General features: G+C 60.7%; 24 protein-coding genes and 3 tRNA genes. 17 read left to right on the top strand and 10 right to left on the bottom strand.

Annotation, left to right across the window (positions count from 1 at the left end):
- Positions 1–76: 76 nt before the first annotated feature.
- Both ACIQTS_RS13100 and ACIQTS_RS13095 read right to left on the bottom strand, forming a co-directional pair.
- Positions 77–168 (bottom strand) — tRNA-Ser (locus ACIQTS_RS13100).
- Between the two features lie 63 nt (positions 169–231).
- Positions 232–2,319 carry a prolyl oligopeptidase family serine peptidase gene (locus ACIQTS_RS13095; RefSeq protein WP_365945922.1) on the bottom strand — a complete coding sequence of 696 codons (2,088 nt, stop codon included), beginning with the start codon at positions 2,317–2,319 and terminating at the stop codon, positions 232–234.
- A gap of 56 nt (positions 2,320–2,375) precedes the next feature.
- Between ACIQTS_RS13095 and ACIQTS_RS13090 the strand changes: the two genes are divergently transcribed.
- Positions 2,376–4,391 carry an FAD/NAD(P)-binding protein gene (locus tag ACIQTS_RS13090; RefSeq protein ID WP_332488268.1) on the top strand — a complete coding sequence of 672 codons (2,016 nt, stop codon included), beginning with the start codon at positions 2,376–2,378 and terminating at the stop codon, positions 4,389–4,391.
- Positions 4,392–4,440: 49 nt separating this feature from the next.
- On the opposite strand, the gene ACIQTS_RS13085 is transcribed toward ACIQTS_RS13090, so the two are convergent.
- A tRNA-Ser gene (locus tag ACIQTS_RS13085) sits at positions 4,441–4,528 on the bottom strand.
- A 62-nt stretch (positions 4,529–4,590) separates the two neighbouring features.
- On the opposite strand from ACIQTS_RS13085, the gene ACIQTS_RS13080 reads away from it, so the two are divergent.
- The 5 genes from ACIQTS_RS13080 to ACIQTS_RS13060 all read left to right on the top strand — a co-directional run bounded on the left by ACIQTS_RS13080 (position 4,591) and on the right by ACIQTS_RS13060 (position 9,620).
- Entirely contained in the window at positions 4,591–5,568 is a 978-nt protein-coding gene (locus tag ACIQTS_RS13080; RefSeq protein ID WP_400291626.1) for an NAD(P)H-quinone oxidoreductase, read from the top strand.
- A 109-nt stretch (positions 5,569–5,677) separates the two neighbouring features.
- The gene (locus ACIQTS_RS13075) at positions 5,678–7,912 is read left to right on the top strand and encodes a carbon starvation CstA family protein (RefSeq protein ID WP_402473622.1); all 2,235 of its coding nucleotides are present in this window, start codon (positions 5,678–5,680) and stop codon (positions 7,910–7,912) included.
- A 2-nt stretch (positions 7,913–7,914) separates the two neighbouring features.
- Positions 7,915–8,106 (top strand): YbdD/YjiX family protein, encoded by a 192-nt coding sequence (locus tag ACIQTS_RS13070; RefSeq protein WP_402473621.1) that lies wholly within the window; start codon positions 7,915–7,917, stop codon positions 8,104–8,106.
- A 153-nt stretch (positions 8,107–8,259) separates the two neighbouring features.
- Positions 8,260–8,709, top strand: coding sequence for a hypothetical protein (locus ACIQTS_RS13065; RefSeq protein ID WP_105662501.1), 450 nt, complete (start codon positions 8,260–8,262; stop codon positions 8,707–8,709).
- 68 nt (positions 8,710–8,777) lie between these two features.
- Complete coding sequence (locus ACIQTS_RS13060) at positions 8,778–9,620, top strand: aldo/keto reductase (RefSeq protein ID WP_105662502.1); 843 nt, start codon at positions 8,778–8,780, stop codon at positions 9,618–9,620.
- Positions 9,621–9,699: 79 nt separating this feature from the next.
- Here the strand turns inward: ACIQTS_RS13060 and ACIQTS_RS13055 are convergent, their stop codons facing one another.
- The 5 genes from ACIQTS_RS13055 to tmk all read right to left on the bottom strand — a co-directional run bounded on the left by ACIQTS_RS13055 (position 9,700) and on the right by tmk (position 14,241).
- Positions 9,700–10,452 carry a YqjF family protein gene (locus ACIQTS_RS13055; RefSeq protein ID WP_400291612.1) on the bottom strand — a complete coding sequence of 251 codons (753 nt, stop codon included), beginning with the start codon at positions 10,450–10,452 and terminating at the stop codon, positions 9,700–9,702.
- Positions 10,453–10,723: 271 nt separating this feature from the next.
- Positions 10,724–10,795: transfer RNA gene (locus ACIQTS_RS13050), tRNA-Thr, on the bottom strand.
- An 82-nt stretch (positions 10,796–10,877) separates the two neighbouring features.
- Complete coding sequence (locus ACIQTS_RS13045) at positions 10,878–12,413, bottom strand: alpha/beta hydrolase (RefSeq protein WP_402473620.1); 1,536 nt, start codon at positions 12,411–12,413, stop codon at positions 10,878–10,880.
- A gap of 23 nt (positions 12,414–12,436) precedes the next feature.
- Positions 12,437–13,591, bottom strand: coding sequence for a DNA polymerase III subunit delta' (locus ACIQTS_RS13040; RefSeq protein ID WP_400291616.1), 1,155 nt, complete (start codon positions 13,589–13,591; stop codon positions 12,437–12,439).
- Positions 13,588–14,241, bottom strand: a complete 654-nt coding sequence (gene tmk, locus ACIQTS_RS13035; RefSeq protein WP_400291617.1) for a dTMP kinase — start codon at positions 14,239–14,241, stop codon at positions 13,588–13,590. Before tmk ends, ACIQTS_RS13040 begins: the two co-directional genes overlap by 4 nt.
- 147 nt (positions 14,242–14,388) lie before the next feature.
- Here tmk and ACIQTS_RS13030 point away from each other — a divergent pair, with 147 nt between their 5' ends.
- The 4 genes from ACIQTS_RS13030 (at position 14,389) to ACIQTS_RS13015 (ending at position 17,310) form a co-directional block, all read left to right on the top strand.
- Positions 14,389–15,546 (top strand): trans-sulfuration enzyme family protein, encoded by a 1,158-nt coding sequence (locus ACIQTS_RS13030; protein WP_402473619.1) that lies wholly within the window; start codon positions 14,389–14,391, stop codon positions 15,544–15,546.
- Between the two features lie 70 nt (positions 15,547–15,616).
- The gene (locus ACIQTS_RS13025) at positions 15,617–15,934 is read left to right on the top strand and encodes a DUF2516 family protein (RefSeq protein WP_105658787.1); all 318 of its coding nucleotides are present in this window, start codon (positions 15,617–15,619) and stop codon (positions 15,932–15,934) included.
- Between the two features lie 128 nt (positions 15,935–16,062).
- Positions 16,063–16,809, top strand: a complete 747-nt coding sequence (locus ACIQTS_RS13020; RefSeq protein WP_332488251.1) for a phosphoglyceromutase — start codon at positions 16,063–16,065, stop codon at positions 16,807–16,809.
- 198 nt (positions 16,810–17,007) lie between these two features.
- Positions 17,008–17,310: a DUF4193 domain-containing protein gene (locus ACIQTS_RS13015; protein WP_038993831.1), complete on the top strand. Its 303-nt coding sequence runs from the start codon at positions 17,008–17,010 to the stop codon at positions 17,308–17,310.
- A 425-nt stretch (positions 17,311–17,735) separates the two neighbouring features.
- Here the strand turns inward: ACIQTS_RS13015 and phoU are convergent, their stop codons facing one another.
- On the bottom strand, positions 17,736–18,389 hold the full coding sequence (phoU, locus tag ACIQTS_RS13010) for a phosphate signaling complex protein PhoU (protein WP_133835063.1): 654 nt from the start codon (positions 18,387–18,389) through the stop codon (positions 17,736–17,738).
- 227 nt (positions 18,390–18,616) lie between these two features.
- Between phoU and ACIQTS_RS13005 the strand changes: the two genes are divergently transcribed.
- Together ACIQTS_RS13005 and ACIQTS_RS13000 are read left to right on the top strand one after the other, a co-directional pair.
- A complete protein-coding gene (locus ACIQTS_RS13005) occupies positions 18,617–19,831 on the top strand; it encodes a cell wall metabolism sensor histidine kinase WalK (RefSeq protein WP_388024205.1) in 1,215 nt (404 codons plus the stop codon).
- Complete coding sequence (locus tag ACIQTS_RS13000) at positions 19,828–20,508, top strand: response regulator transcription factor (protein WP_105658784.1); 681 nt, start codon at positions 19,828–19,830, stop codon at positions 20,506–20,508. The genes ACIQTS_RS13005 and ACIQTS_RS13000 overlap by 4 nt, the downstream gene beginning before the upstream one ends.
- A gap of 83 nt (positions 20,509–20,591) precedes the next feature.
- Here ACIQTS_RS13000 and ACIQTS_RS12995 read toward each other — a convergent pair whose 3' ends face one another.
- Positions 20,592–21,131 carry a hypothetical protein gene (locus tag ACIQTS_RS12995; RefSeq protein ID WP_332488239.1) on the bottom strand — a complete coding sequence of 180 codons (540 nt, stop codon included), beginning with the start codon at positions 21,129–21,131 and terminating at the stop codon, positions 20,592–20,594.
- A gap of 353 nt (positions 21,132–21,484) precedes the next feature.
- Here ACIQTS_RS12995 and ACIQTS_RS12990 point away from each other — a divergent pair, with 353 nt between their 5' ends.
- From ACIQTS_RS12990 to ACIQTS_RS12970, 5 genes are all read left to right on the top strand, one after another.
- Positions 21,485–21,970 carry a CarD family transcriptional regulator gene (locus ACIQTS_RS12990; RefSeq protein ID WP_038993823.1) on the top strand — a complete coding sequence of 162 codons (486 nt, stop codon included), beginning with the start codon at positions 21,485–21,487 and terminating at the stop codon, positions 21,968–21,970.
- A gap of 104 nt (positions 21,971–22,074) precedes the next feature.
- Positions 22,075–23,316, top strand: coding sequence for a 2-C-methyl-D-erythritol 4-phosphate cytidylyltransferase (gene ispD / locus ACIQTS_RS12985; protein ID WP_402473618.1), 1,242 nt, complete (start codon positions 22,075–22,077; stop codon positions 23,314–23,316).
- A gap of 87 nt (positions 23,317–23,403) precedes the next feature.
- Entirely contained in the window at positions 23,404–24,855 is a 1,452-nt protein-coding gene (gene cysS, locus ACIQTS_RS12980; protein ID WP_332499016.1) for a cysteine--tRNA ligase, read from the top strand.
- Positions 24,856–24,905: 50 nt separating this feature from the next.
- Positions 24,906–25,853 carry a 23S rRNA (guanosine(2251)-2'-O)-methyltransferase RlmB gene (gene rlmB, locus ACIQTS_RS12975; protein ID WP_105658780.1) on the top strand — a complete coding sequence of 316 codons (948 nt, stop codon included), beginning with the start codon at positions 24,906–24,908 and terminating at the stop codon, positions 25,851–25,853.
- Between the two features lie 43 nt (positions 25,854–25,896).
- Positions 25,897–26,142 (top strand): hypothetical protein, encoded by a 246-nt coding sequence (locus tag ACIQTS_RS12970; RefSeq protein ID WP_402473617.1) that lies wholly within the window; start codon positions 25,897–25,899, stop codon positions 26,140–26,142.
- The last annotated feature ends 10 nt before the right edge of the window (positions 26,143–26,152 follow it).

Here is a 26,152-nt window from a genome sequence, read left to right as displayed (position 1 = left end):
ATTTTCCGTATTCGGAACGTTCTCGTCGAAAAAGTGCCATATGAACGAAAAACCCCCTACCTGAGTAGGGGGTTCTTGGCGGACACGGGGGGATTTGAACCCCCGGTCGAGTTTTAGCCCGACCCTTCATTAGCAGTGAAGTCCATTCGGCCGCTCTGGCACGTGTCCATCCGCTGTTTCCAGCAGAATCTAGCCTACCCGAAGATGGGCGCGTGTTCCAAAACGAGAGAGCTAACGCACCTGTCGCCACAGGAATTCGTAGCTGGTCGCCAGCATTTTGGCGGTTGACTCGTTATCCGTTGACCCGGCATGGCCACCGCCCTGTGGCTCGTGGTACCGCACATTGGCAATGCCCAGATCCATCATTTTGGCTGCCATGATGCGTGCCTGCGAAGGGCCGACACGGTCATCAGAAGTCGTGGTCCAAATCAACGAGGCCGGATAGTCATTGGCTGGATGAGGCTGGTCGGTGAGTCGATGCACGGGGGAGAAGGTCCGCAGGAAGTCCCAGTCCCCGGGAACCTGCGGGTCGCCGTACTCGGCAATCCAGGAATGGCCGGCAGCTAGCTGCGTGTAGCGCTGCATGTCCAATAGCGGGACGCCGCAGGAAATTGCTCCGAACAAGTGCGGGTAGCCAGAGATCATATTGCCCATGAGCAACCCGCCGTTAGAACGCCCTGTCGCGGCCAAATGCGCGCGGGACGTCACCCGGCGAGCCACCAGGTCCTGGGCGATGGCCGCGAAATCCTCGTAGGCACGATGGCGCTTTTCACGCAGGGCAGCACGATGCCAATCTGGCCCGTACTCGCCACCACCGCGAATGTTGGCCATGACGTATACCGGTTTGCGGCCCTCAACGGTACGGCGCGATAACCAACCGGTGCCCATGGCGGCTGCATAGCCAGGAGTCATGCTGTGCTGGAAACCGCCGTAGCCGTCCATCAGCACCGGGTTCTTCCCATCGTGAACCAAGTCGGATGCCGCGACCTGGAAATATGGAACCCTGGTGCCGTCCGCAGAGGTCGCAAAATGCTGGGTGACTTCAAAACCACCGGCATCAAAGCGATCCGGCGATTTCTTCACGACCTTTGCTGCCGAACCAACTGTGCCGCGCAACAAGGTAGTAGGGGTAATGAATCCGGTGATGGTCATCCAATAGTCATCGCCATGCTCCGGGTCCTCATCATCAACGGCTCCCACCGAGACGCTGAGCATTGGATCCATCAGCGGCATGTCCGACTGGCTGAAATGATCTGCGAGATCAATAATGCGCACTTGCGAAGCCACATCATGCAATACGGTGAGCAGCAGATAATTGGCGGTAAAGCTCAGTGATTCCAGCGCAGTGTGCGCATCCGGGACGAAGAGAACCTTCTCGATGCTGCCGGACTCGAGGAATCTATCCAGCCGGGCGATAGCCAATGAACCCGCAGCGATCTTCTGGCCCTGGTGTTCCCAATTGGTTTGGGGAGCAAAGAGGACCCACTGCCGGTGCAGGCTGACCTGCACATCGGTCGGAACATCGATCAGATGGTGTTCCCCGTCGATGAGGACACCGGCAGTGGAATTGTAGAAGTCGATGGCATCAGTGGTGACCACGCGTTCGAATCCCGGAGACGAATCGAAGTAGCCGAAGGCTGCGACATGTTCTCTATCGACTTGGAAGAGAATTGGCGCTTCTTCGATCTCCATGCCGCGGCTGAGCCTTCGCAACGTCTTCGCGTAGGTCGAACGGGTCGTGAACTGCTCGCTGCTGGCGGAACCGACAAGCAACGTATCGTGGTCAATCCACGAGGCTTGGGTCTTCGCAACGGGAAGGTCGAAACCGCCGGCAACGAAGCTCTTGGAGGTCAGATCGAATTCGCGAATGCGCACCTGGTCGCCGCCGTCAGGACTCAAGCGAAGCAGGGCCCGCTGGTAGGCGCCGCCGGCCGCTGGACGCAGGAGTGCTGAACCAGCGAAATGCCATTCGCGGCCTTCCAACTGCGCATGCAGGTCAAGATCCAATAGGATTTCCCACTGCGGGTCGTCGCTGAGGTAGGAATTCCAAGTGGTGCGACGCCAAAGTCCAAGACGATGGGCGGAATCGCGCCAGAAGTTGTAGTAGTGATCGCCACGCTTGGTCACCATGGGAATGCGGTCTTGGGCATCCAGAACCGTTTTGATCCGCTCCGCAGTAGCATGGAACGAGTCGTCGTACAGCTCGGACTCGGTACGCTGGGTCTGATCCCGCACCCATTCGAGTGCCGTTTCGTCGTGAATTCCTTCAAGCCAGGAATACGGATCAGCGCTTGCAACCTCAGAATCATGCTCAGTCATGGCCATAGTCTATGCGTCTGGCCCATGCCCTGTTCCAAAGGTAATAACCTAGAGGAGTGAACAGCGAGATAGCAACACCAAAGAACGAGTTCAGCCTGGCCCTTGTCGGGGCAGGCCCACGCGGCACGAGCGTGGTTGAAAGACTCGCTAACTTGGCGTTGAAACTCCCGGCCCAAGGCACCGTTCTGAAAGTTACGGTCTTTGATCCGTTCCCTCCGGGCTCCGGCCACGTGTGGAACCCGAAACAGTCGGAGCATTTCCTGATGAACACCCCGTCATCATTTCCGACAGTGGCCCCCGAACGGTTGGGCGATGAACCGGGGTTGAGCTTTCGCCAGTTCGTCGCACTGCGCGGCGATGGACGCAAGCTCACCGATGAGCATGCCAAGCTGATCGGGCAAATTGAACCCGGCTCCTATCCGTCACGCGCAATCTATGGCGAGTACCTTGAGCACGTGTATGAGCGCAGCGCAGCGATACTTGCCACCCACGAGAATTTCAGCATCGAACATGTAGCCGCAGAAGTCGTTGCGGTCCGCCCCGTCGGCAACGCCTATCAGATCGATTTCCGCAGTAACCTGGAGGGTGCCGAAACCCGTCAGCTGGCCGCTGACGCTGTGGTGCTGGCCTTGGGCCACCAGCCGGCAGAACTGAACCCATGGCAGAAGCAACTCAAGGATGCTGCCTCCCAAGCCGGGGCCACCTACCTGCCACCGAATGTTCCAGCGGACCTCGACTACTCCCAGTTCAAGGAGGGCCAGCCTGCGTTGATCCGCGGGTTGGGCTTGAATTTCTTTGACGGCATGGCCGAGCTGACGGCAGGCCGCGGCGGGATTTTCCGTGAGGCCAGCACCGAGCCGGGGCATCGCCTGCAGTACATCGGCTCAGGCCGGGAGCCGGCACTGATCGTAGCTTCGCGCCGAGGTACCCCCTACTGGGGCAAGCCAGTAGTGGAGCAGTTCATTCCTGATGAAATTGAACTACGCTACTTCGACGCTCCGGAACTCATCGGGCGCCTTGCCGAAGCACGCGCCACCAACCCTGCCTCCTCCTTGGTGTTCTCACGCCATATTTGGCCCAAACTGCACCGGGACATCTTGTTCGCCTACTACAGCACTTGCGCTCGCGCGCATGGTGCCCCGGAAGGTCTCGATGAGCGAGAATTCGTTGATCAGCTCGAAGCGATCCTCTCTGCGGAGCACCATGAAGGAAGCCAAGTGTGGCTTAGCGAACTGCGCAAGTTCGTCGGGCAGTTCCCGCAGTTGCAGTGGCTCGATGTGCCAAAGCTGGCAAGGCCATTTGAAGAACTCGGGTTCAGCTCCGATGAGCAATACCAGCAGGCAGTACGCGACTACCTCGTGGGCAATGCCCGGCACAGCACCGGCGGGCTAGAAGACCCGTTGTCATGCGCCATTATGACGATGAATGCCGGACGCATGCTGGTCAAGGAGCTGATTGCTTCCGGCGTGATCGACGAGCAGTCGCGCATTGAAGAAATCCAAGCGCACTTCGAGCCACTGGTCGAAGGGCTGTCCTCAGGCCCGCCGCTCGAACGCATTGAACAGCTGCTGGCGCTCTCGCGCGCCGGGATCGTAACCTTCCTTGGTCCGGACCCGGAGTTCGGCTTCGACGAGGTTTCCGAGCAGTTCACCGCATCCTCGCCCTGGGTAGATGCGGAGGTGCACACTGCGAAGACCATGTGCGAAGCGATGATGCCGAGTAACCGCGTGCTGCAAAATAACGCGGCACTGATAAAGCAGCTCTTGGGAGATCACGTAGCGCGCGTGCACACTTGGAAGAACACGGAAGGCGAAAGCCTGCCTGGATCCGGTTTCGACGTGGTCGGTGAACCATACCGTCTGGTCAACAGCGATGGGCTGGCGCACCGCGGGCTATTCGTGCTGGGATTGCAATTGTCATCAGCGCAGTGGGGGACCGCTATTGCCGCGCAAGCGGGCGACCTGCGCCACCCCGCGGCCCGAACCTTGCAAGACGCAGCCAACGTAGTGAACGAAGTGGCTCGCCTGGCGGGGCTGATCGTCAACGAAAGATTAAGCGCGGAGCAGTATTAAGCAGTTTGGCGGGCTGATCCAAGGATCAGCCCGCCAAACTCGAAAAGCGCGGATGGTATGGGATTTGAACCCATGAGACGGGGTTGCCGCCTACTGGTTTTCAAGACCAGCTCCTTCGGCCGCTCGGACAACCATCCAACCCGAAAAAGTATACGGCATGAACCCCTGTTGAAAGGAATTGAAGGCCATGAACGACGTTATGAACGCCTATATCTACAACGGTGCCGGTGGGCCAGAAGTCCTTGAACTGGTCCAACGGCCAATGCCGGTCCCCGCAGCTGGGGAAGTGCTGGTCAAGGTCGAGGCCTTCGGACTGAACCGCGCGGATGTGCAGCAGCGCAAGGGAGTGTATCCGCCACCTCCCGGAGCCAGCGATATCCCCGGGCTGGAAGTCTCGGGCAGCATCGTGGAGATCGGCGATGGCGTCAGCGGATGGAAACCGGGAGCGCGAGTTGCCGCCCTGCTCGCTGCTGGCGGGTATGCGCAGTACGTCAATGTTCCGGCAGAACTGCTCATCGAAATCCCTGAAACGGTTTCGAGCATCGAAGCCGCCGGGTTGCCGGAAGTCGCCGCCACCGTGGTCTCCAACCTCTTCATCGAAGGCGGACTGGGCCAAGACCAGGCGTTGTTGATCCATGGCGGAGCCGGCGGCATCGGCTCCATGGCCATACAGCTCGCCAAAGCCGCTGGCGCCCGCGTCATCGTCACCGCTTCCTCGGCAGAGAAATTGGACTACTGCCGTACCCTCGGCGCCGACGAGGGGATCAACTACCGGGAAGAGGACTTTTCTGCACGCGTCAAGGAACTGACCGACGCCAGGGGCGTGGATCTGATCCTGGATGTCGTGGGCGCCAAATACCTGGGGGAGAACGTCAAGGCGCTCGCCGTCGGCGGACGGATGGTAGTCATCGGACTGCAAGGCGGAGCCAAGGGAGAACTGAACTTGGGGCTGCTGATGAGCAAGCGGGCGCGGATCATCGGCACAACTTTGCGTTCCCGCCCGCTGCATGAGAAGGCGGAGATCGTTCGCCAGACCATTACCCGCGTGATGCCGCTGCTGGAACAGGGGAAACTGGCACTGAACGTCACCAAGGCCTTTGGATTCCCGGAGCTGGCCGCTGCCCACGAATACTTCGATTCCGGTGAACATACGGGAAAAGTTGTCATAGAGGTTTAAAGCAGCGGGAAACCAGTTGTAAGGTGACTCAGTAGTCATTAATGCGTGACTAGCCTAATAACCGCTGGTCGCGCACATCACTTGCACTGTTCCTAGGAGGTTGCTCGATTTGAGTACCCAAAATACCTTGCCACCAGCGGGTGTCGATCCTGAGGTTGCCGAACGCGAAGAAAAGCGTTGGACCCCCGCCAAGATCGCCATCTGGGTTGCCATCGCGCTGGTCGGCGGAATCGCATGGTCGATTCTCGCCTTCTCGCGCGGGGAAACCATCAATGCCATCTGGTTCGTCTTCGCCGCTGTTGCGACCTACCTGATTGCCTACCGCTTCTATTCGAAGTTCATCGAGCGCAAGATCGCCAAACCCGATGATTTCCGGGCCACCCCGGCCGAATCGGTCAATAACGGCCGTGACTTCGTTCCCACCGATCGCCGCGTGCTCTTCGGCCACCACTTCGCCGCCATCGCAGGCGCCGGTCCGCTGGTTGGACCGATCCTCGCAGCGCAGATGGGCTATTTGCCTGGCACCATCTGGATTATCGTGGGCGTGGTGCTGGCCGGAGCGGTCCAGGACTATCTCGTCATGTTCTTCTCCATGCGCCGTGGCGGACGCTCGCTGGGCCAGATGGCCCGCGAAGAGCTGGGCCTGATCGGCGGCACCGCTGCCCTGATCGCCACCCTGGCTATCATGATCATCATTACCGCCATCTTGGCGCTGGTGGTCGTCAATGCACTGGGCGAGTCCGCGTGGGGTGTCTACTCGGTGGGCCTGACCATCCCTATCGCCTTGTTCATGGGCATCTACCTGCGGTTCATCCGCCCGGGCAAGGTCCTGGAAATCTCCATCATCGGCTTCGTGCTGCTGATGTTCGCGATCATCTCCGGCCGCTGGATTGCCGAGTCTGCGTGGGGTGCCGAGTTCTTCCACCTGGATCGCACCACCATCGCCTGGGCCATCATCATCTACGGCATCATCGCCGCGGTGCTCCCGGTATGGCTGCTGCTGGCTCCTCGCGACTACCTGTCGACTTTCATGAAGATCGGCGTCATCGGCCTGCTGGCCGTGGCGATCATCGTCGTCCGTCCGGAAATCGATGTTCCGGCCTTCTCCGAGTTCGCTGGCCGTGCCGATGGCCCGGTCGTTGCCGGGCACATCTTCCCATTCCTGTTCGTGACCATTGCCTGCGGTGCGCTGTCGGGCTTCCACGCACTGATCGCCTCGGGCACCACCCCGAAGCTGGTCGAGAAGGAAAAGCAAACCCGCTTCCTGGGCTACGGCGGCATGCTCATGGAATCCATGGTGGCCATCATGGCGCTGGTTGCAGCGATTTCCATCGACCGCGGCATCTACTTCGCGATGAACTCCTCGGCTGCCGCTACCGGCGGCACGGTGGAAACCGCGGCGGCATTCGTGAACTCGCTGGGTTTGGCCGGCGTTAGCTTGGATCCAAACCAGCTGACCGAACTTGCCAATAACGTGGGCGAGAGCTCGGTTGTCTCGCGTACCGGTGGCGCTCCGACCCTGGCTGTGGGCATTGCGCACATCATGCACCAGTGGTTCGGCGGCACCGCGATGATGGGCTTCTGGTACCACTTCGCGATCATGTTCGAGGCACTGTTCATCCTGACCGCGGTTGACGCCGGTACCCGTGTTGCGCGCTTCATGCTGCAGGACACCATCGGCAACTTCTTCCCGAAGTTCAAGGACACCTCGTGGCGTCCGGGCGTGTGGCTGTGCACATTGATCATGGTTGCCGGCTGGGGCTACATCCTCATCCTCGGCGTGACAGATCCACTGGGAGGCATCAACACCTTCTTCCCGCTGTTCGGCATCGCCAATCAGCTGCTGGCTGCGATAGCGCTGGCCGTGGTGATGACCATCATCGCCAAGCAGAACAACTTCAAGTACCTATGGGTCGTGGCTCTGCCGCTGGCCTTCACCGTGGTGATCACCTTCGTCGCGAGCTGGCAGAAGATCTTCTCCGCAGATACCAAGGTGGGCTACTTCGCCAACCACAACGCCTACAAGGAAGCTCTGGCCAATGGCGAGACTTCCCTCGGCTCGGCGGGCAGCGTCGAAGCCATGGAGGCCGTGGTCCGCAACACCGGTGTCCAGGGCTGGCTGTCCCTGGTCTTCCTGGTACTGACCGCCATCGTGCTGGTATCGGCTGTTGTCGCAACCGCCAAGGCCAAGCAGAGCGGTGGTGGCAACAGCACCGAGGATCCTGCCGTGCCATCGAAGATGTACGCACCCGCCGGCTTGATCTCGTCGCCTGCCGAAAAGGAACTTGAAAAGGCTTGGAAGCAAATCCCTGCCGAAGCCCAAGTCCAGCGAGGCGGCCACTAGCCATGGCGACGCTGTTGGAACGCCTGGGGCAAGCCAAGAAGTTTGTCGACGGGGTGCTCGGGGCCGACAAGTACCAGCACTACCTGGAACACCACGAACGCAATCATCCTGGCGCCAAGCCAATGTCCGAGCGCGAATTCTGGAAGGACTACACCGACTGGCAGGAAAAGAATCCTGAAGGGCGTTGCTGCTGAACGCGACTGGTACCGGCCGTGAGAACCATTGGCGAAAGCGGATGGGGCTCGCGGCCGGTTTCGTTTTATGTCGACCCCGCTGCCGGGAACACTGCGGTGATCCCGGTAGGCTAGAACCAGTAATTCATCGGAATCCACCGGCAGAGAAGTGTAATGGCGTTCTTTTCACGACTGCGCGCTGAGCGTGCTGCTGCTCGCGAACTTGGCGAGGGCGTCTGGCGTCGCGCCCATGACCGTTTCCAGCGGTCATTGGACCGGGTCTTCCAGGTGGTAGAGGGCATCAACGATGACCAGGTTTACAATCAGCTGGTCCGAGAAGCCAATGAGATGGCTGTGCTGTTGCCGACCGTACGCCAGCTTTGCTGTGCGGCGCATCGGATCACCCCGAGCAATGACGACACGATCCCGCAGCTGACCTCTGCGGCGCATCGTTCGCTGACTAAGGCCGCCAATGATTTGGCGACGACCGCACAGGTCGTAGCGATGATGCGCATGCAGGCCGAAGCCGGCAAGCCGATCGATATCGAAGCCGTGCGCCATCGTGCCATGCTGGTGAAAGAAGACGTCAGCCGGGCCGTGCAATTGCTCGCTTCCAGCGAATAATTGGGTTTTCCCGATCGCTCGCGTGGTGTTCCACCGCGCAGGGCGCATCAGTGGACTAAATTAGTTGCATGACCCAAACAATTCCTGAACTGAAGTTCCTTGACGGAAACACCATCGACCAGCTTGGCTACGGCGTCTGGAAGGTCGCCGACGAGGACGCGGAAGCAGTCGTTGGCCAGGCCATCGACGCCGGCTACCGCCACATCGACACCGCACGCATCTATGGCAACGAAGCTGGCGTCGGCCGCGCAGTTGCAGCCAGCACCGTGCCACGCGAAGACCTCTTCATCACCACCAAGGTCTGGAACTCGGACCAGGGTTTCGAGAAGACCCTCGCCGCAGCGGATGCCTCGCTGGAACGGCTCGGCCTGGAATACGTCGACCTGTACCTGATCCACTGGCTGCAGCCCAAGCGCGGCACCTACGTGGACACCTGGAAGGCACTGATCCAGTTGCAGAAGGACGGCAAGGCCAAGTCCATCGGCGTTTGCAACTTCACCAAGGAAGCACTGGAAGAGCTCTACACCGAAACCGGCGTCCGCCCGGTGATCAACCAGGTCGAAACCCATCCGTACTTCCCGCAGGGCGAGCTGCGCGCCTACGAGGCCGAGCACGGCATCCTGCACCAGTCCTGGTCCCCGCTGGGCCACGGCGGCGAACTGCTCAGCGACCCAGTGCTGGTGGAGATCGCCAAGAAGCATGAAGCATCGGTGGCACAGGTAGTCATCGCGTGGCACCTGGCGGTAGGCAACGTGGTCATCCCGAAGTCGACCACCGAATCGCGCATCGTCGAGAACTTCGAATCGCTGAACGTGCATCTGGACGAGGAAGATCTGGCTGCCATCGCTACCCTGGACCGCGGAGCGGAAGGCCGTATCTCGGCTGACCCGGCAACCGCCGATTTCGAGTAAAAAAGCTAGGCAGAACAGAAGGCTCCCGGTTTCTTCCGAAACCGGGAGCCTTCTGCCGCAACTGCCTTGTGCCTGGCCTCTAGCAGTCCAGTACGGTTGGTGCAGCGAACAGCGTATCGACGCCTTCGGCGTACAGAACCGAGTCAGGAGCTCGATCAGCGAGAGTGGCGAAACCGGCGGCACGCAGCAGGCCATCGTCGAATTCAACGAGTTGTGCAGGTTGCAGCGGCCACGGTTCATGGTGGTTCCGGCAGTGCAAGGTGCGCCCAAGATGCCGCTGGTGGAACGCCCACTGTGCCGATAGCGCGATGGCGGTCTGCGAACCCGGGGTAATTGGACCGGCACTGGCAGAAGCTTCTACCGGACGCACGACGATGCGGGAACGTGCGCTCGGATTTCCGATGCGCCGTGTTGCATAGCTGATCGTGCCGGCCTTCTTCAGGATTTTCATGGACGACCACTGGTACTTCAACCCGAAGACTGCCCGCGCCATGAGCACAGGTAGCAGGCGTGATGCTTCAAGGCTCAGGAATACCACTGCGCGGCGTCCTTGATTGTCAACGGAATAGAGGCGCACATTGATCTCCGGGAAGTCACCCAACCACGGAATCGCAGGACCGGAGAAGAACGCACTGCGCGACATCTGGAAAGCGACGAGGCCCACCCAAGCGCTGCCGGCGACAATATCTGGCCGGCATCCTTCGGGCATGTACGGCGCCACCTCATCCGGGCTAACCCGCCAATGCAGGAACGCTACTTCGCTCCACCGTTGGCGCATGATCGCGTTGCCGCCTAGCGATGGCGGTTCAGGGGAGTACTGCAAGGATTGCATCAGTTTGGAATTCCTTGGAAATTGCTGTCGAAGGCTTATACCGCTATTGCCGGTCGCGAACCAGGATCGATGATCTGCTGATCGCGGAGTGAAGAATCGTTTGCCGGCTCTGGCCTAATTGAATATCCAAAAGCGCCGTTGGGCAAGATGCGGGATAAGAATGGACTGCGTGGGAATCGAAGACCCCGGGACCAGTCATGAAAATCCATTGAAAATTGCGAAAACCCCGGAATCATGCGGCAAGCGCGATTCCGGGGTTTTCTTCACAACGAGCCCCCTGCCGGATTTGAACCGGCGACCTGCTCTTTACGAGGGAGCTGCTCTACCCCTGAGCTAAGGAGGCCTGTACCTGCAAACAGGCACCACGTCACTTTATCCGAGGAATTGTCTGAACGTCAAAACGGCGACGACATCATCAAGCCCAATCAGCACCGGGTGCCGGCTTCGGGGACTTTGCCGTCAATCAGGTACTCATCCACCGCTTTGGTAATGCATTCATTGGAGCGTCCATATGCGGTGTGGCCATGGCCTTCATAGGTCAGCAGGGTCGCGTTATCCAGCTGCTGCGCCAATGCCTCAGACCATGCGTAGGGGGTAGCTGGATCGCCGACGGTGCCAATGACGAGGATCTCATTCGAGCCTTCCGCGTCGAGGACCTCAGGCTTGCCAGTGGCGTCGTGGTCCCAGGCCTCGCAGGTGATGCCGCCGTAGGCGAGATACTTGCCCAAGGTCGGGGCCGCACGCATCAACTCTGTTGCTTCGGCCTGCATCGCTTCTGGACTGGCGTCCATTGGACGGTCCAGGCAATTGATGGCGGTGAAAGCATCGGTGGAATTCGATGCATACGTGCCGTCGCCCTCGCGGTCCGCCGAGAGATCCGCGAAGCCGAGGATCATATCCACATCCGCGTCGTTGACGGCAGCGTTCATCGCATCGGTCAAAATGGGCCAGCTGGAATCGTCATACAGCGGCAAGATGAAGCCGTTGATGAAGTCGATGATCGGCACTGCACGCCCGTCGCTGGCAGTCATTGGTTCGTTCTCCACCTGCGCAAAGAACTGCTGCAGCTGCACCTTGGCCTCTTCAACGGTTCCAGTGAACGGGCACTCACCGCTTTCAAGGCAATTGGCGAGCCACGCGTCGATCTCCTTCTCGAAGCCAACGGCCTGGGCCAAGGTGAGGTCCGAAGCTGTGCTGGTTGGATCCATGGCGCCATCGAGTACGAAGCGACCCACATTCCGAGGGAACAAATCAGCGTAGGTTGCTCCGAGGAAGGTTCCATAGGAGAAACCGAGGTAGTCCAGCTGTGCATCACCGAGCACAGCACGGATCACGTCCATGTCCTTCGCTACCGAAACGGTATCGACGTGGCCTAGGAGATCGCCGGTATTGGACGCGCAGTCAGCTGCGTAGTCCTCGGTATCCTCGACAATTTCGTCCTGGTCTTCAGGAACCCAAGCCCGCAGGTTTTCCTGGCGTCCCTCATCGGTCTCGGCACCGCTTTGGCAGGTGACCGGGGAGCTTTCTCCCACGCCTCGCGGATCGAATCCGATGACGTTGTAGGTGCGCTGCAGGTCAGCGCTGAACATGCCTGGTACCGAGGACGCCACCAGATCCAGGCCGGATCCGCCTGGGCCGCCGGGGTTTACCAGCAGATTGCCTGTCGCTCCGTCCACTGCGCGGCGGTTCAACGCCAGATCAATGCTCTCGCCTTCGGGATCGGCATAGTCCAGCGGAACCTCTATGGTGGCGCATTCGATGATGCTGCCGCATTCTTCCCAATCGAGGTCTTGGCTGTAGAAGGATTCCAATCCTTCCGGTGTACTGGCGTTGGGCGCGGACTGCGACGCATCCGATGCGCCGGACTGCGAATCCGCTGTAGTGGAAGAGCAGCCGGCCAGGGTCAAAGCCAGAGCGGTCCCCACTGCGGCCAAGCGCATCATCGGTGAGCGTGCAGGCACTTTTAGTGTCTCCTTGTGATGGGTTAACGGCGTCCCGGCTGAGGCAGCAAACGGGTCATGAGTGCTTCCAGGGCCATGAGCTGGTTGACGTTGGCAGCCAAGCGGCTGCGCGTTTCATTGATGGCATCAAGCTGGGCCAAGGACTTCTCGCTGGACTGTTCCGCTGCGAAACGTTCGAGCTGCTCGCGCAGGTGCTCGTTGATCAGCTCAATTCCGGTTTTCAGCTGGATGCTCAAAACATCGCGGAAGAATGTGGTCAGGTCTGTCAGGGTACGGTCCAAGGCATCGAAAGCCGCACGCCGAGCGAATCGCTTGGCATCATCCTCCAGCGCCTTGAACTGTCCACGCAATCCAGCGGGGATGTTCTCCTCTGGACCCAAGCCGTTGGCGTGGCGCAGCTGGGCAATCTTGTTCTGCAGATCGGTGCCGGTAATGTTCTCGGCACGCTCGCTGGCCAGTTTGGAAATTTCTGCGGCAGCGGCCATCGCCTGCGGCAAGGTGGTGGTGCGCAACGGCAAGGTAACGACTTTTTCACGCTGGATGCGTGCTTGCTCGTCACGGGCCAGCAAACGGGCTACGCCAATGTGGGACTGCGAGACACGGGCAGCGAACAGCGCCTGTTCCGGTTCCAGGCCGTCACGGCGCACCAGAAGATCGGCAACATCCTGGGTGGACGGCACGGAGAGATTTACCGCGCGGCACCGTGATCGAATGGTCACCAGAACATCTGCAGGAGACGGGGCGCTCAGGATCCAGATCATCTTGGCGGGCGGTTCTTCAATGGCCTTGAGCAGCACGTTGGTGCTGCGCTCGGACATGCGGTCGGCATCTTCGATGATGATGATGCGCCAGCGGCCGGTGCCAGCACTTTCCTGTGCACGGGTAATCAGATGGCGGACGTCAGCGATCTGGTACTCGAATTTGTCGGTGGATACGAAGGACACATCCGGGTGCTCCGAATTCATGACCATTTTGCAGTTGGCGCACTGCCCGCAGCCGGCCGGGGCCTGGGTGCACTGCAAAGCTGCCGCGAAAGCCCGCCCCGCCGTGGTGCGGCCCGAACCCGGGGGACCGGTGACCAGCCAGGCATGGGTCGGGTTGCCGCGATCAACCTCAGCGGTCAACGTGGCAATGACACGTTCCTGCCCGGCAAGTTCTGCGAAGACCGGCCGGGTCACAGCAAGCCTGCCAAATGCTGCGCAACCGACTGGTGCAGCTTCTCCACGCTGGCGGTGGCATCCAGGACCAGATAGCGTTGCGGATCACGGGCCGCCAAGTCGAGGAAGGCGTTGCGGATGCGTTCATGGAAATCATCCGGCTCGGATTCCAAGCGATCCGAATCCTCCACGCCGCCGCTGGCCGCAATGCGCCGGGCACGTCCTTGCGCGGCGGAGATATCAAGAATGATGGTGGCATCAGGCTTCAGTCCGCCGGTTGCGAAGTCGTTAATCGATGCGACGGCATCAAAGCCGAGGGCACGGCCCATGCCCTGGTAAGCCAGCGAGGAATCAACAAACCGGTCGCAGATGACGTGGGTTCCGGCATCCAGCGCGGGGGAGATGACCTGCTGGACATGGGCGGCACGCGCCGCCGAGTAAATCAGGGCCTCGGTACGGGCATCGATCTCGCCGTGGCCATGTTCGAGCACCAAGGAACGCAGCTCTTCGCTGATCTGGGTTCCGCCTGGCTCACGGGTAGTGGTGACCTTGGCGCCACGGGACTCCAGCCATTGCTGGGCCAGGGCGACCTGCGTGGACTTCCCAGCGCCGTCACCGCCTTCAAAAACGATGAACAAGCCACGGGTTGGGGTACTCGATTCGATACTCACCCCACTAGCCTATCCAAGGACATTTAAAGATGTGCGCTGCAACGGCAGGATGTGCAACGAAAATGCGCCCAGTGTGGTGGATCAGTCAGATGAAATGTAGTGAAATCCACCGGCTGGCAGCGTCAAAGGAAGCGTAGAGTTTTTTCCATGAACCCCCGCACCGCAGAATCAGGCGCCAATCCGGCCTGGGATCCGAAAACTTTGCTCGTTGCCGGCGGGCGTCCGGCCCATGGCTACGATGCTCCAGTCAACCACCCGGTAACCTTCACCTCGACTTACCATTCCAAAGGCCAGGCGGCGCCGGGTGAACGCGTATATGCGCGCTTCTCCAATCCGACCTGGGATCCGTTTGAAGAAGTACTGGGCCAGCTCGAAGCGGCAACGCTGCCTGCCCTGGTGTTCTCCTCGGGCATGGCAGCTATTGCCGCCGCATTGAGCATCGTGCCAGAGGCCGGCGTGCTGGTGATGCCGCAGCATTCCTATAACGGTTCGCTGGCGTTGAGCGCAGAGCTGCAAGATGCGGGACGGCTGCGCATTCGCCCGGTGGATATTGCCAACACCGAAGAAGTGCTCGCTGCCTTGGATGGGGCCGATGTGCTCTGGGTGGAATCGCCAACCAACCCGATGCTGGAAGTCGCCGACCTGCCGTCCCTGCTGGCTGCCGCCAAAGCGAAGAACGTCGTGAGCATCGTGGATAACACCTTTGCCACCCCACTGCTCCAGCAGCCGCTGGTCCACGGTGCCGACCTTGTAGTTCACTCGGTGACCAAGTACCTGTCGGGCCACTCGGACGTGATCATGGGCGCGCTGGTCACCAGCGACGAGCAGCTCCACAGCCGCCTGCATGGGTACCGGACCTTGCATGGCGCGATCGCCGGCCCGATGGATACCTTCCTCGCATTACGCGGGGTGCGCACCATGGCCGTGCGCCTTCAGCGTTCGCAGTCAAACAGCCAGGTGCTGGCAGAACGCCTCGCGGCACATCCCAAGGTGCAGGCCGTACGCTACCCGGGACTGCCCAACGACCCGGGCCACGCGCGCGCCGCGGACCTCATGGGTGGGTTCGGATCGGTGATCGCCTTTGAAGCGGGAAGCACCGCCGAAGAAGCGGACCGGGTGCTGGAAGCCTTCCAGCTCATCACCGGCGCCACCTCGCTTGGAGGCGTGGAATCCCTAGCTGAGCGCCGGGCCCGCCACGCTTCGGAGCCGGCCAGCGTCCCGGCCAGCCTGATCCGACTGTCAGTAGGCATTGAAGAGGTGGAAGACCTCTGGGCCGATCTGCAGCAAGCGCTGGACCGGCTTTGATGCCCGCGGGCGCTGATTTCCGCGCGTGGCACAGCGCCCATCATTTGCGCCAAAAAGGTAGAGTACAAGCATGAACATGTTGCGCATGGCCCAAATAATCGAGTACTACATGATGATCGCTTTGAGCATTGTCATCGTTGCGCTCGCCGTCTGGGCTTTGGTTGATTGCCTGCGTCATGGCGCAGATCGTTTCGCCCAGGAAGGCAAGCGCACCAAGGGGTTCTGGCTTGGACTGACCGTCGCCAGCACCGCCGTGGCACTGCTTGGCATCTTCAGCCAGGGCGGAATCGGCTTCCTGCAGCTGATCGGCGCCTGCATCGCCTGCGTGTACCTCGCGGACGTCAAGCCTGCCGTCAGCGGCAAAGGCGGCGGCTGGTACAACTACTAGGCGTGCCAAGGCACCAAGTTTTCCCGAAGACCTGCATCCGCATCTTGGCGGACTGCAGGTCTTCGCACTTTAATCACGGGCCTTAACTTTCGCACGAGCAGGCTTGCGCATTGGTTAGGATGGATTACATGAGCCACACTTTGATTTTGCTTCGCCACGGACAGAGCGAATGGAACGAAAAGAACCTGTTCACCGGTTGGTACGACGTATCGCTGACTGAGAAGGGCCGTGCTGAAGCTGCCCGCGGCGGCCAGCTGCTGACCGAAGCTGGCTACAAGCCGGAGGTGCTTCACACCTCCTTGCTGACCCGCGCCATTGTTACCGCGAACCTGGCCCTGGAGGCCGCTGGCCGTTCGTGGATCCCGGTGAACCGCGACTGGCGCCTGAACGAGCGCCACTACGGTGCGCTGCAGGGCAAGGACAAGGCGCAGACCTTGGCCGAGTTCGGCGAAGAGCAGTTCATGGAATGGCGTCGCAGCTACGACACCCCGCCACCAGCACTGGATGATTCCTCGGAGTTCAGCCAGATCAACGACGAGCGCTATGCGGCGTTGGGCGACTCCGCCCCACGCACCGAGTGCCTCAAGGACGTGCTGGATCGCATGCTTCCCTACTGGGAGAACAACATCAAGGCCGACCTGTCGGCAGGCAAGACCGTCATGGTCACCGCCCACGGCAACTCGCTGCGTGCGCTGGTCAAGCATCTGGATGGCATCAGCGATGAAGACATTGCTGGCCTGAACATCCCAACCGGCATCCCGCTGGTCTATGAGCTGGATGACAACTTCCAGCCAATCACCAAGGGCGGAACCTACCTGGATCCAGCAGCCGCTGCGGACGCCATCGAGGCCGTTGCCAACCAAGGCCGCAAGTAGGACACGCTTTTCGGCGGCATCGAGGCTGCTGGCTACTCGCCAGTAGTTCGCGATGCCGCCGTCCGCTTGTTAACGCCGAGGTAACGCCAAGCATCCGGCTGTGAGCGAAACAACTGCGCACGATTGTATTTTTGGCATTAGTATGCTGTAATCTCCTATTTCGAATAGGCTCAATGGCTCACGTTAGGAATGCAATTCGTGGCAACTGATTACGATGAAGTCCGCCCAGACGTTGCTGAGGCACGTAAGGCTTCTCTGGATGCGGTGAAGTCCGCAAACGCACCGGACGCCAAGTCGGTGGTGCGCGAGCTCGACGAGACCGACCACACCGATGGCATGGATCTGCCAGGTGCGGATCTATCCAACGAGGAATTGACCGTTACGGTCATTCCGCAGAAAGACGACGAGTTCATTTGCGGCTCGTGCTTCTTGATTCGCCACCGTTCGCAGCTGGTGCGCGAAGAGGGCAATGTAGGCTTCTGCGTCGAGTGCGAAGGCTAGAAGCCCGCTAGACGCTGGCGCCACTTGCGCGCCAACAACCTGCGAGGGCAGTCCACCGATCGGTGGACTGCCCTCTGCTGGTTTAACGGGCTGGATTCCCCGGATGGGACCGGACTCCAACGGCGGTCCCTGGGGTGCCCAGCGCTGCGTCGTGCGTCCGCTGGCATCCTGCCGGGGCAATGGCTGGACGTGCGCTCACGGTGAGCGCGTGGAGCTGCATGGCCGGACGAGGCGCAGCACTGCCATGCCAACGGGGCCGCGGGCCACGGCACGGTACCCAGTTCGCGCCGCGATGCGAAGGCTTCCCGGACCCCGGACACCCAGTTTCAGTGCTGAATGAGCTGGAGAGCAAAAATGGCGCCTGCCATCCGGTGGTACCGGATGGCAGGCGCCAAGGCGCAGCCTTATAGCTTAGGTCCGCGGACCTAGATCTCGGTGGGGTCCCATTCGCCGGTCACCAGATAGGTGACCTTGCGAGCTACGGACACACCATGATCGCCGAAGCGCTCAAGGTAGCGGCTGGTCAGCGATACGTCCACGGTGGTGGGTGCATTGGCATCCCAGTCGTCGGCCGCGACCAGGGTGAAGACGCTGGAGTGCAAGCGATCCAGCTGGTGGTTCAGCTCGATAATTTCGGTAGCGATCTGCAGATCGCGGGTGTCGAGCAAACGCGCAACGGCCTTGGCGATGTCAATATCGATCTTTGCCATCTGGGCAAAGGTGTCGGAAATCCTGGCTGGGATTGCCGGGTTGGGGAAGCGCAGGCGGGCCAGCTGCGCCAAGTGGCGTGCCAAGTCGCCCATGCGCTCCAGCGAAGCACTCATGCGCAGCGAACCGACGATCATGCGCAGATCGCTGGCTACCGGTCCCTGCAAAGCCAAGGTATCGATAGCGCGCTCATCGAGCTGGTTCTGCAGGAAGTCGATCTTCGCGTCCGCTGCGATGACTTCCTGGGCCAGATCGACGTCGACGTTGGCTAGCGAATCCCAAGCTCGATCCATTGCGGTTGCGACCTGGTTGGCCATCTCAATGAGTTCTTCGCCAATTTGCTGCAGGTCTGCTTGAAATACCTTACGCACAGCAGTTCCTTTCGAGTGTCGGTATCCATGCCGGATGGTGGACTGCCGTGGCAGCCAACCGCCCCGAAACAGTTTTGTGGCATGGTGGAGGGTCTTGCTCCAGCTTGTCAGCGGGTGATTAACGAATATGCCACGAAAGGTGAACGTTTGGTGAACAGCGCGCCGAAATCGACTAAATCACGTCATTTAGGGCCGGTGCCACCCAAAGGTGAAGCTAGTCTAAAGATGTGAACGAAGTGATCTCGACTCTTATAGCCGGCGTCCTCGGCCTGGCTCTGGGGATCGTTGGCGTCATCGCCTTCCGGCTTTCCCAGAACCGCTCCTCGAAGCTGCCGCAGGTCGACGAACCCGTGCTCCCCGAGGGAGCCGCCGCCGTCCTGTCGGTCATTGGACGCGCCTTCGTAATCCTTGATGACGTCGACGGGGTGGTTCGAGCCAACCCCGCTTCCTACGCCTACGGACTGGTGCGAGGACACACGCTCGTCCACAACGAACTGCTCTCGCTGGTGCGGCAGGTTCGCGCCGACGGCGTGATTGCCGAAAGCCAGTACGAGCTGCAACGCTCCACGCTGGGTGCCGGGCAGCTGATTGTCCATGTGCGCGTGGCACCGCTGGGCGACGAGTACATTCTCCTGCTGGCCGACGACCGTACCGAAATCACCCGTACCGAAGCGATGCGCAACGACTTCGTGGCCAACGTTTCCCACGAGCTGAAGACTCCTGTCGGCGCGATCGGCCTGCTGGCCGAGGCCATTACCGAGGCTGCCGATGACCCCAAGGCGGTACGCCGCTTCTCCACCCGGATGGACAAGGAATCGCGGCGCCTGGCCGCCCTGGTCCAGGACATTATCGAGCTCTCCCGCCTGCAGGCATCCGATGCCATCGTGCAGGGCCAGGAAGTGAATATCGACAGCGTCGTGGCCGAGGCAGTTGACCGCAGCCACCTGATTGCCGAGGAAAAGGGCATCGCCATTACCGTAGGCGGACATCTCGAGGAGCCGATCCTGGGCGATGCGGACCTGCTGATGACTGCGATCCGCAACCTGATCGATAATGCCATCCGCTACTCCCCGGAGAACACCACGGTAGGCGTGGGCATCCGGCAGCGTGATGGCTATGCGCAGATCTCGGTCACCGACCAGGGACCCGGGATTTCGGCCGAAGAGCAGGAACGCGTTTTCGAGCGCTTCTACCGCGTGGACTCCGCACGTTCGAGGCAGACCGGGGGCACCGGCCTGGGGCTGAGCATCGTCAAGCACGTGCTGGCCAACCACGGCGGCGAAGTGTCGCTGTGGTCGCAGCCGGGCCACGGATCCACATTTACCCTAAGACTTCCCCTAGCGGACGAAGAACCGGCGACCAGCAATGTGCTTGCCGGCCAGACGATGAAGGAACGAACGATCGAGACGAATGCGTCCGATCGTGAAGGAGGACGCCGATGACCCGCATATTGATCGTTGAGGACGAGGAATCGCTCTCTGACCCGCTGTCCTACCTGCTGGAACGCGAAGGTTTCGAAGTCCGGATCGCCGACGACGGTCTGAAGGCCGTGACCGAGTTCGAACGCCATGGCGCAGACCTGGTGCTGCTGGATCTGATGCTCCCGGGCCAGCCCGGAACCGAAGTGATCCGCCAGATCCGCCTGAACAGCCAGGTCCCGGTCATCATGCTCACCGCAAAGGACTCGGAGATCGATAAGGTCGTCGGCCTGGAGCTCGGCGCCGACGACTACGTCACCAAGCCGTACTCCTCCCGCGAATTGCTGGCCCGCATCCGTGCTGTACTGCGCCGCCAGGGCGAAGGCGAAGAACTGATCAGCAATGTGGTCACCGCCGGTCCGGTGCGAATGGACGTGGAACGCCACGTGGTCTCGGTCGACAACACCGAGGTATCCATGCCGCTGAAGGAATTCGAGCTGCTGGAAATGCTGTTGCGCAACGCCGGTCGAGTGCTCACCCGAGGCCAGCTGATTGACCGCGTCTGGGGCAGCGACTACGTGGGGGACACCAAGACTTTGGATGTGCACGTCAAGCGCCTGCGCTCCAAGATCGAGGTCGACCCGGCGGTGCCCGAACGCCTGGTGACCGTGCGCGGGCTGGGCTACAAGTTCGTGGTCTAAAGCCAAAGAGCCAGGATACGCCAAGAGCCTCGGACAGAATCTTTCGATTCTGTCCGAGGCTCTTGTTTTGTCTTGCGCGAAGCTTAGTGGCCCGAAGTGGAGTGGGTCTCTTCTGGAGTCAGGTGCTCGGTAACCGACTGATCAGCACCGCCTGGTACGAAGTCGCGGTATTCAGCCAGGGTGCCATCGACAACTGGAACGCTAAATTCCACGTTCTCACCGGCAACGGTGAAGACCGAGTCGGCGTGTTCGCCAGCTGCAATGCCCATGTTCTTGATGATCTGCTGGTTCTTGTCTTCTTCAAGCTTGATGGTGCCGTCTGCAGGAACCTGGATGGAGACAGGTGCTGCGTTGTCAGCCTTGACCGACAGGGTCAGCGCGGAATCGCCGGCGTTGACTACGGAGCCGATCAGGCGGGCTTCAGTGTCGTCGCTGTTGGTGACGAACATCAGGTTGCGGACCTTTGCGTCTGCGACATCGACGTTGACGCCATCGCTGGCGGCGTAGTCGGTGTTGGTGGCCTGCTCGTTGATGGCGCCACAGCTGGTGACACCGAATGCCAGGGCAGCCACAGCGAGGGACGCGGCAATGCGACGTCCAGCGGTCATGCGTGCGGTGATCACGACACTAACTCCTCGGTGAGAAAAATGAGTTGCTTCGGTTCGTGGCCTGCTTAATCGAATGCACCTAGGGCAGGGGCAATCGAAAATTGGACCACGATTACCTCTAAGCCTAGCTGTTTTTCACGCAAAGACGCGATTTAGCGACGTGCAACACACGCATTTCGACAAGTTGTAGACAACCGATGCGGGGAAGGGGGTTGGTGCGCAGTCGACTGCCCTATCTTCTTCATAGCATGTTTCTCTTGCAAGTGGAAGAGGCATTTCCGCGTGAATTCGCGGTTATATGGGGCACAGTCGCAGGATCCGGAATAGCAAACATGGTAGACTAGGGCGTGGGAAAGGGGTTTATCCACATGGTTTTTGAGGTTGGCGAGACTGTTGTCTACCCGCACCACGGTGCCGCGATGATCGAAGAGATCAAGATGCGCAAGATCAAGGGCGAAGAGAAAATGTATCTCAAGCTCAAGGTGGCTCAGGGCGACCTGACCATTGAGGTTCCTGCTGAGAACGTTGATCTTGTTGGCGTACGTGACGTGGTAGGTCAGGAAGGCTTGGACCATGTGTTCGATGTCCTTCGTGCTGAATTTACCGAAGAGCCGACCAACTGGTCGCGCCGCTACAAGGCAAATGTCGAGAAGCTCGCTTCCGGCGATGTCATCAAAGTTGCAGAAGTAGTTCGCGACTTGTGGCGCCGAGAAAATGACCGTGGTCTGTCGGCAGGCGAAAAGCGCATGCTGGCAAAAGCTCGCCAGGTATTGATCAGTGAATTGGCCTTGGCCAAGGATCTGGACGAGGCCAAGGCAGAAGGCCTCTTGGACGAGGTTCTGGCTTCGGCCTAGCCCCGTTCCGGTAACGCATCGCCGTGAAACGCTCCCAAGCGTTTCACGGCTTTTGGCGTTAAAGCGGCCAAGGCCGAACCGCGCGGCACGATAAGCTGGGCGCTGTGAAGCAAAGCGAAGTGCAGAACTCAAGCCTGATCCTCGTGGCTGCTGGAATGGGAACCCGCCTCGGCGCTGGCCTTCCCAAGGCGATGGTCCAGGTGGCCGGAAAATCCCTGGCTGAACATGCCGTGGACCGGGCGCTGGGAATTCCGCAGATCACCGAAATCATCGTGGTGACCCCGCCGCAGGACGAACGCCTGGCCGCGGCCATGGCGCAGTACGGGGACAAGGTGCGCACCGTGCCCGGTGGCGCCAGCCGCGCCGCGTCGGTCCGCGCCGGCCTGGCTGAAGCCAGTTCCGCCGCCACCAACATTCTGGTGCATGACGCCGCCCGCGCTTTTGCCCCGGCGAAGCTGCATGAACAAGTGCTTGGCGCTCTGGCCGACGAGCAGTGCAACGCCGTCATCCCGGCGCTGAACGTCACCGACACCATCTGCGTGGTGGAGCTCGATGCCGCCGGCGAGCACGAAATCATCAAGGAAACCCCGGCACGTTCCATCCTGCGCGCGGTGCAAACCCCGCAGGGCTTTGACGCGCAGCTGTTGCGCGATGCCCACGCCCAACTGGATGGCTGCACCAAGGCAGAACTGGAGCAGGTTACCGACGACGCGTCGATCGTGCGGGCTTTCGGAGCCGAAGTCCATGTGGTGCCGGGATCGCAGCAAGCCATGAAGGTCACCTATCCCGGAGATCTCGACGCGGCAGGCAAGCTCGCGGCGAACCAGCCCGCGGCCACCCCAAGCGCAAAGGAAGAAACCATGATCCTGCCACGAGTCGGCAACGGCATCGATGTTCACGCGGTCAGCGAAGACCCGACTCGCGAAATGTGGCTGGCAGGACTGCACTTCCCGGAAGACACCGGGCTTTCGGGCCACTCCGATGGCGACGCGGTAGCGCACGCGGCCTGCGATGCGCTGTTCTCCGCTGCGGGCATTGGCGATCTGGGCACGCACTTCGGGGTGGACCGACCGGAATTCGCCGGGGCCAGCGGTGTGAGCCTGATTGCAGAAGCCGCCCGCCTGGTGCGGGAGGCGGGATTCGAAATCGGCAATGTCGCGGCGCAGTTCGTTGGCCGCCGCCCGCGCTTTGCCGCGCGCCGCGAAGAAGCCAGCAAAGTGCTGAGCGAGGCTATCGGCGCCCCAGTCAGCGTCATTGCGACCACCAGCGACGGGCTGGGCTACGAGGGGGAAGGCAAGGGCGTGACAGCCTATGCCACCGCACTGGTCTACCCGGTATCGGGCTAGGCCCCTTGGCGCAACCGCGGGGCTTCGATCATCGAGAGTGTCACAAGTGAAGTACAAAGGGTGCATCCATCGGATAACCTTAAAGACGTGAGCCTGCGATTCTATGACACCAAAACAGCATCCGTACGCGACTTCCAGCCATTGGCGGAAGGCGAAGTCAAGCTGTACTACTGTGGCGCCACCGTGCAGGGCATGCCGCACGTGGGCCACGTCCGCAGCGCCATTGTCTTCGACCTGTTGGTGCGCTGGCTCGAATACCGCGGCTTTGCCGTCACCACCGTCCGCAACGTGACCGACATCGATGACAAGATCCTGGAGAAGTCGGCGAAATCCTTCGCCGAGGACTTCGAGGCGGATGCCCATTACAAGCCGCGCGAAGAATGGTTCGCCCTGGCGTACCGCTTCGAGCAGGAATTCGCACGGGCCTACGAGGCTCTGGGTGTCCAACGCCCGACTTACGAGCCCCGCGCGACCGGCCACATCACCGAAATGCATGAGCTGATTGCACAGCTGATCGAACGCGGCCATGCCTACCCGGCGGCCGACAGCTCCGGAGATGTCTATTTCGACGTGCGCTCCTATGAGCAGTACGGCGCACTGACCCGCCAGAAGATCGACGATATGCAGGACGCGCCGGATTCGGATCCGCGCGGCAAGAAGGATCCACGCGACTTCGCGCTGTGGAAGGGCTACAAGGGCACCGATCCGCTGACGGCTTCCTGGCCAAGCCCCTGGGGACGCGGCCGCCCAGGCTGGCACCTGGAATGCTCGGCGATGGCTGGCAAGTACCTGGGCAGCGAATTCGACATCCATGGCGGCGGACTGGATCTGCGCTTCCCGCACCACGAGAACGAAATGGCCCAGTCCAACGCGGCTGGCCACGGCTTTGCAAACTTCTGGATGCACAACGGCATGGTCACCTATGAGGGTGAGAAGATGTCCAAGTCCATTGGGAACACCATTTCCCCGGAAGAAATGCTCGCGCTGGCCGACGCCCGCGTGGTGCGCTACTTCCTGGGCCAGGCGCAGTACCGTTCGATGCTCGACTACCGCCCGGACTCGCTGACCGAAGCGGGGGCAGCGGTCGAACGCATCGACACCTTCATCTCCAATGCGCGCTACCGCCTGGGTGCCGTCGCCGAGTCGATCGTGGCCACCGGGGTTCCGGAAGCTTTCGGCACCGCGATGGATGATGACCTGAACGTTCCAATGGCGCTGGCCGCGCTGCATGAAACCGTGCGGCTGGGCAATGCATCCTTGGATAGCCGTGACGACGCTGCCACTGCCAAGGCCTTGGGCCAGGTCTTGGCCATGACCCAGGTATTGGGCCTGGATGATGCCGGCAGCAATGAAAGCTCGAAATCTTCTGCAGAGCACGCAGCCCTGGATCAGCTGATCCAGGCCCAGTTGGCTGAACGCGCCGAAGCACGCGCTGCCAAGGACTGGGCACGCTCCGACGCCATCCGCGATGCGCTGGCATCCGCTGGCATTACCGTGGCGGACTCGGCCGATGGCGCTCGCTGGACTCTGGACAACTAGTCGCGAACACGCGCGGCACCAATGAACTCAAAACTAAAGGACATGAACCAATGAACAAAAAGGGCCCAACCAAGGGTAGTGGTGGCAAGGGACGTCGTTCCCTCGAGGGCAAGGGCCCGACCCCCAAAGCGGAGGACCGCCCGTACCACAAGGCTTACCGTGCCAAGCAGCTCTCTGAGCGCTCGGCCGCCAAGCGCAGCACCGGCCGTCGAACCGACCGCATCAAGGTCAACGCCGAGTTCGTCACCGGCCGCAATTCCGTCGTTGAGGCGCTGCGCGCCGGCATCCCTGCCAAGGCGCTGCACGTTGCCATCCGCATCGACGTCGATGACCGCGTCCGCGAATCCCTGAAGCTGGCTGCCGAGCTGGGCATCCCGCTGATGGAAGCATCCAAGCCCGAGCTCGACCGCATGACCGATGACGCGATCCACCAGGGCATGGCCCTGCAGATCCCGCCATACGAATACAAGGATGCAGTCCAGCTGGCTACCAAGGCCATCAAGGACTTCGACAAGGGATACACCCGGACCCAGCCGCTGTTCCTGGCACTGGATGGCATCACCGACCCGCGTAACCTGGGTGCGATTGTCCGTTCGGCTTCGGCCTTCGGCGCAGACGGCGTGATCATTCCAGAGCGCCGCAGCGTCGGCATGACCGCTTCGGCATGGAAGACCAGCGCCGGTGCAGCTGTACGCGTACCAGTAGCCAAGTGCAGCAACCTGACCAGCGCACTGAAAGAAATCAAGGCTGCTGGCATTTTCGTGATCGGCCTCGACGCCGGTGGCGACATGGAGCTTCCGAACTTCGAATTGGCTACCGGCCCGCTGTGCATCGTGGTTGGTTCCGAAGGCAAGGGCCTGTCCCGGCTGGTCCGCGAAAACTGCGACGCCATCGTTTCGATTCCAATCGACTCGGCAATGGAATCGCTGAATGCTTCGATGGCTGTTGGCATCTCGCTCTACGAGGTATCGCGTTTGCGCGCTGGACAGTCCAAGTAGTCTCCAAGCACCGTGAAGGGGCCATAACTTGCCAAGGCAAGTTATGGCCCCTTTTCATTGGGGTGACCTGCTTCATAACAACAATTTTCCGTTGTTTTTAGCCGATATTCACCTTGGACCGCAGGGAATCCGCATGATTCCGGGGATTCTGCGCAGAAAAGCATGGAAACTGGCCGATTTTGCGTCGTGGCTGAACCCGTGTAAAGTTTTATCTCGCGCCGCTGATCCGGACAGCCTGAAAGGGCGAAACGGAAACGGCGGGGTGAACAAGACTGAAACGTCGAGTTGACAACGGTCAA

Origin of the sequence: Glutamicibacter sp. NPDC090743, from assembly GCF_044769125.1 — a bacterium.
GTDB lineage: Bacteria > Actinomycetota > Actinomycetes > Actinomycetales > Micrococcaceae > Glutamicibacter.
This window is presented reverse-complemented; position numbering and strand designations above follow the sequence as displayed.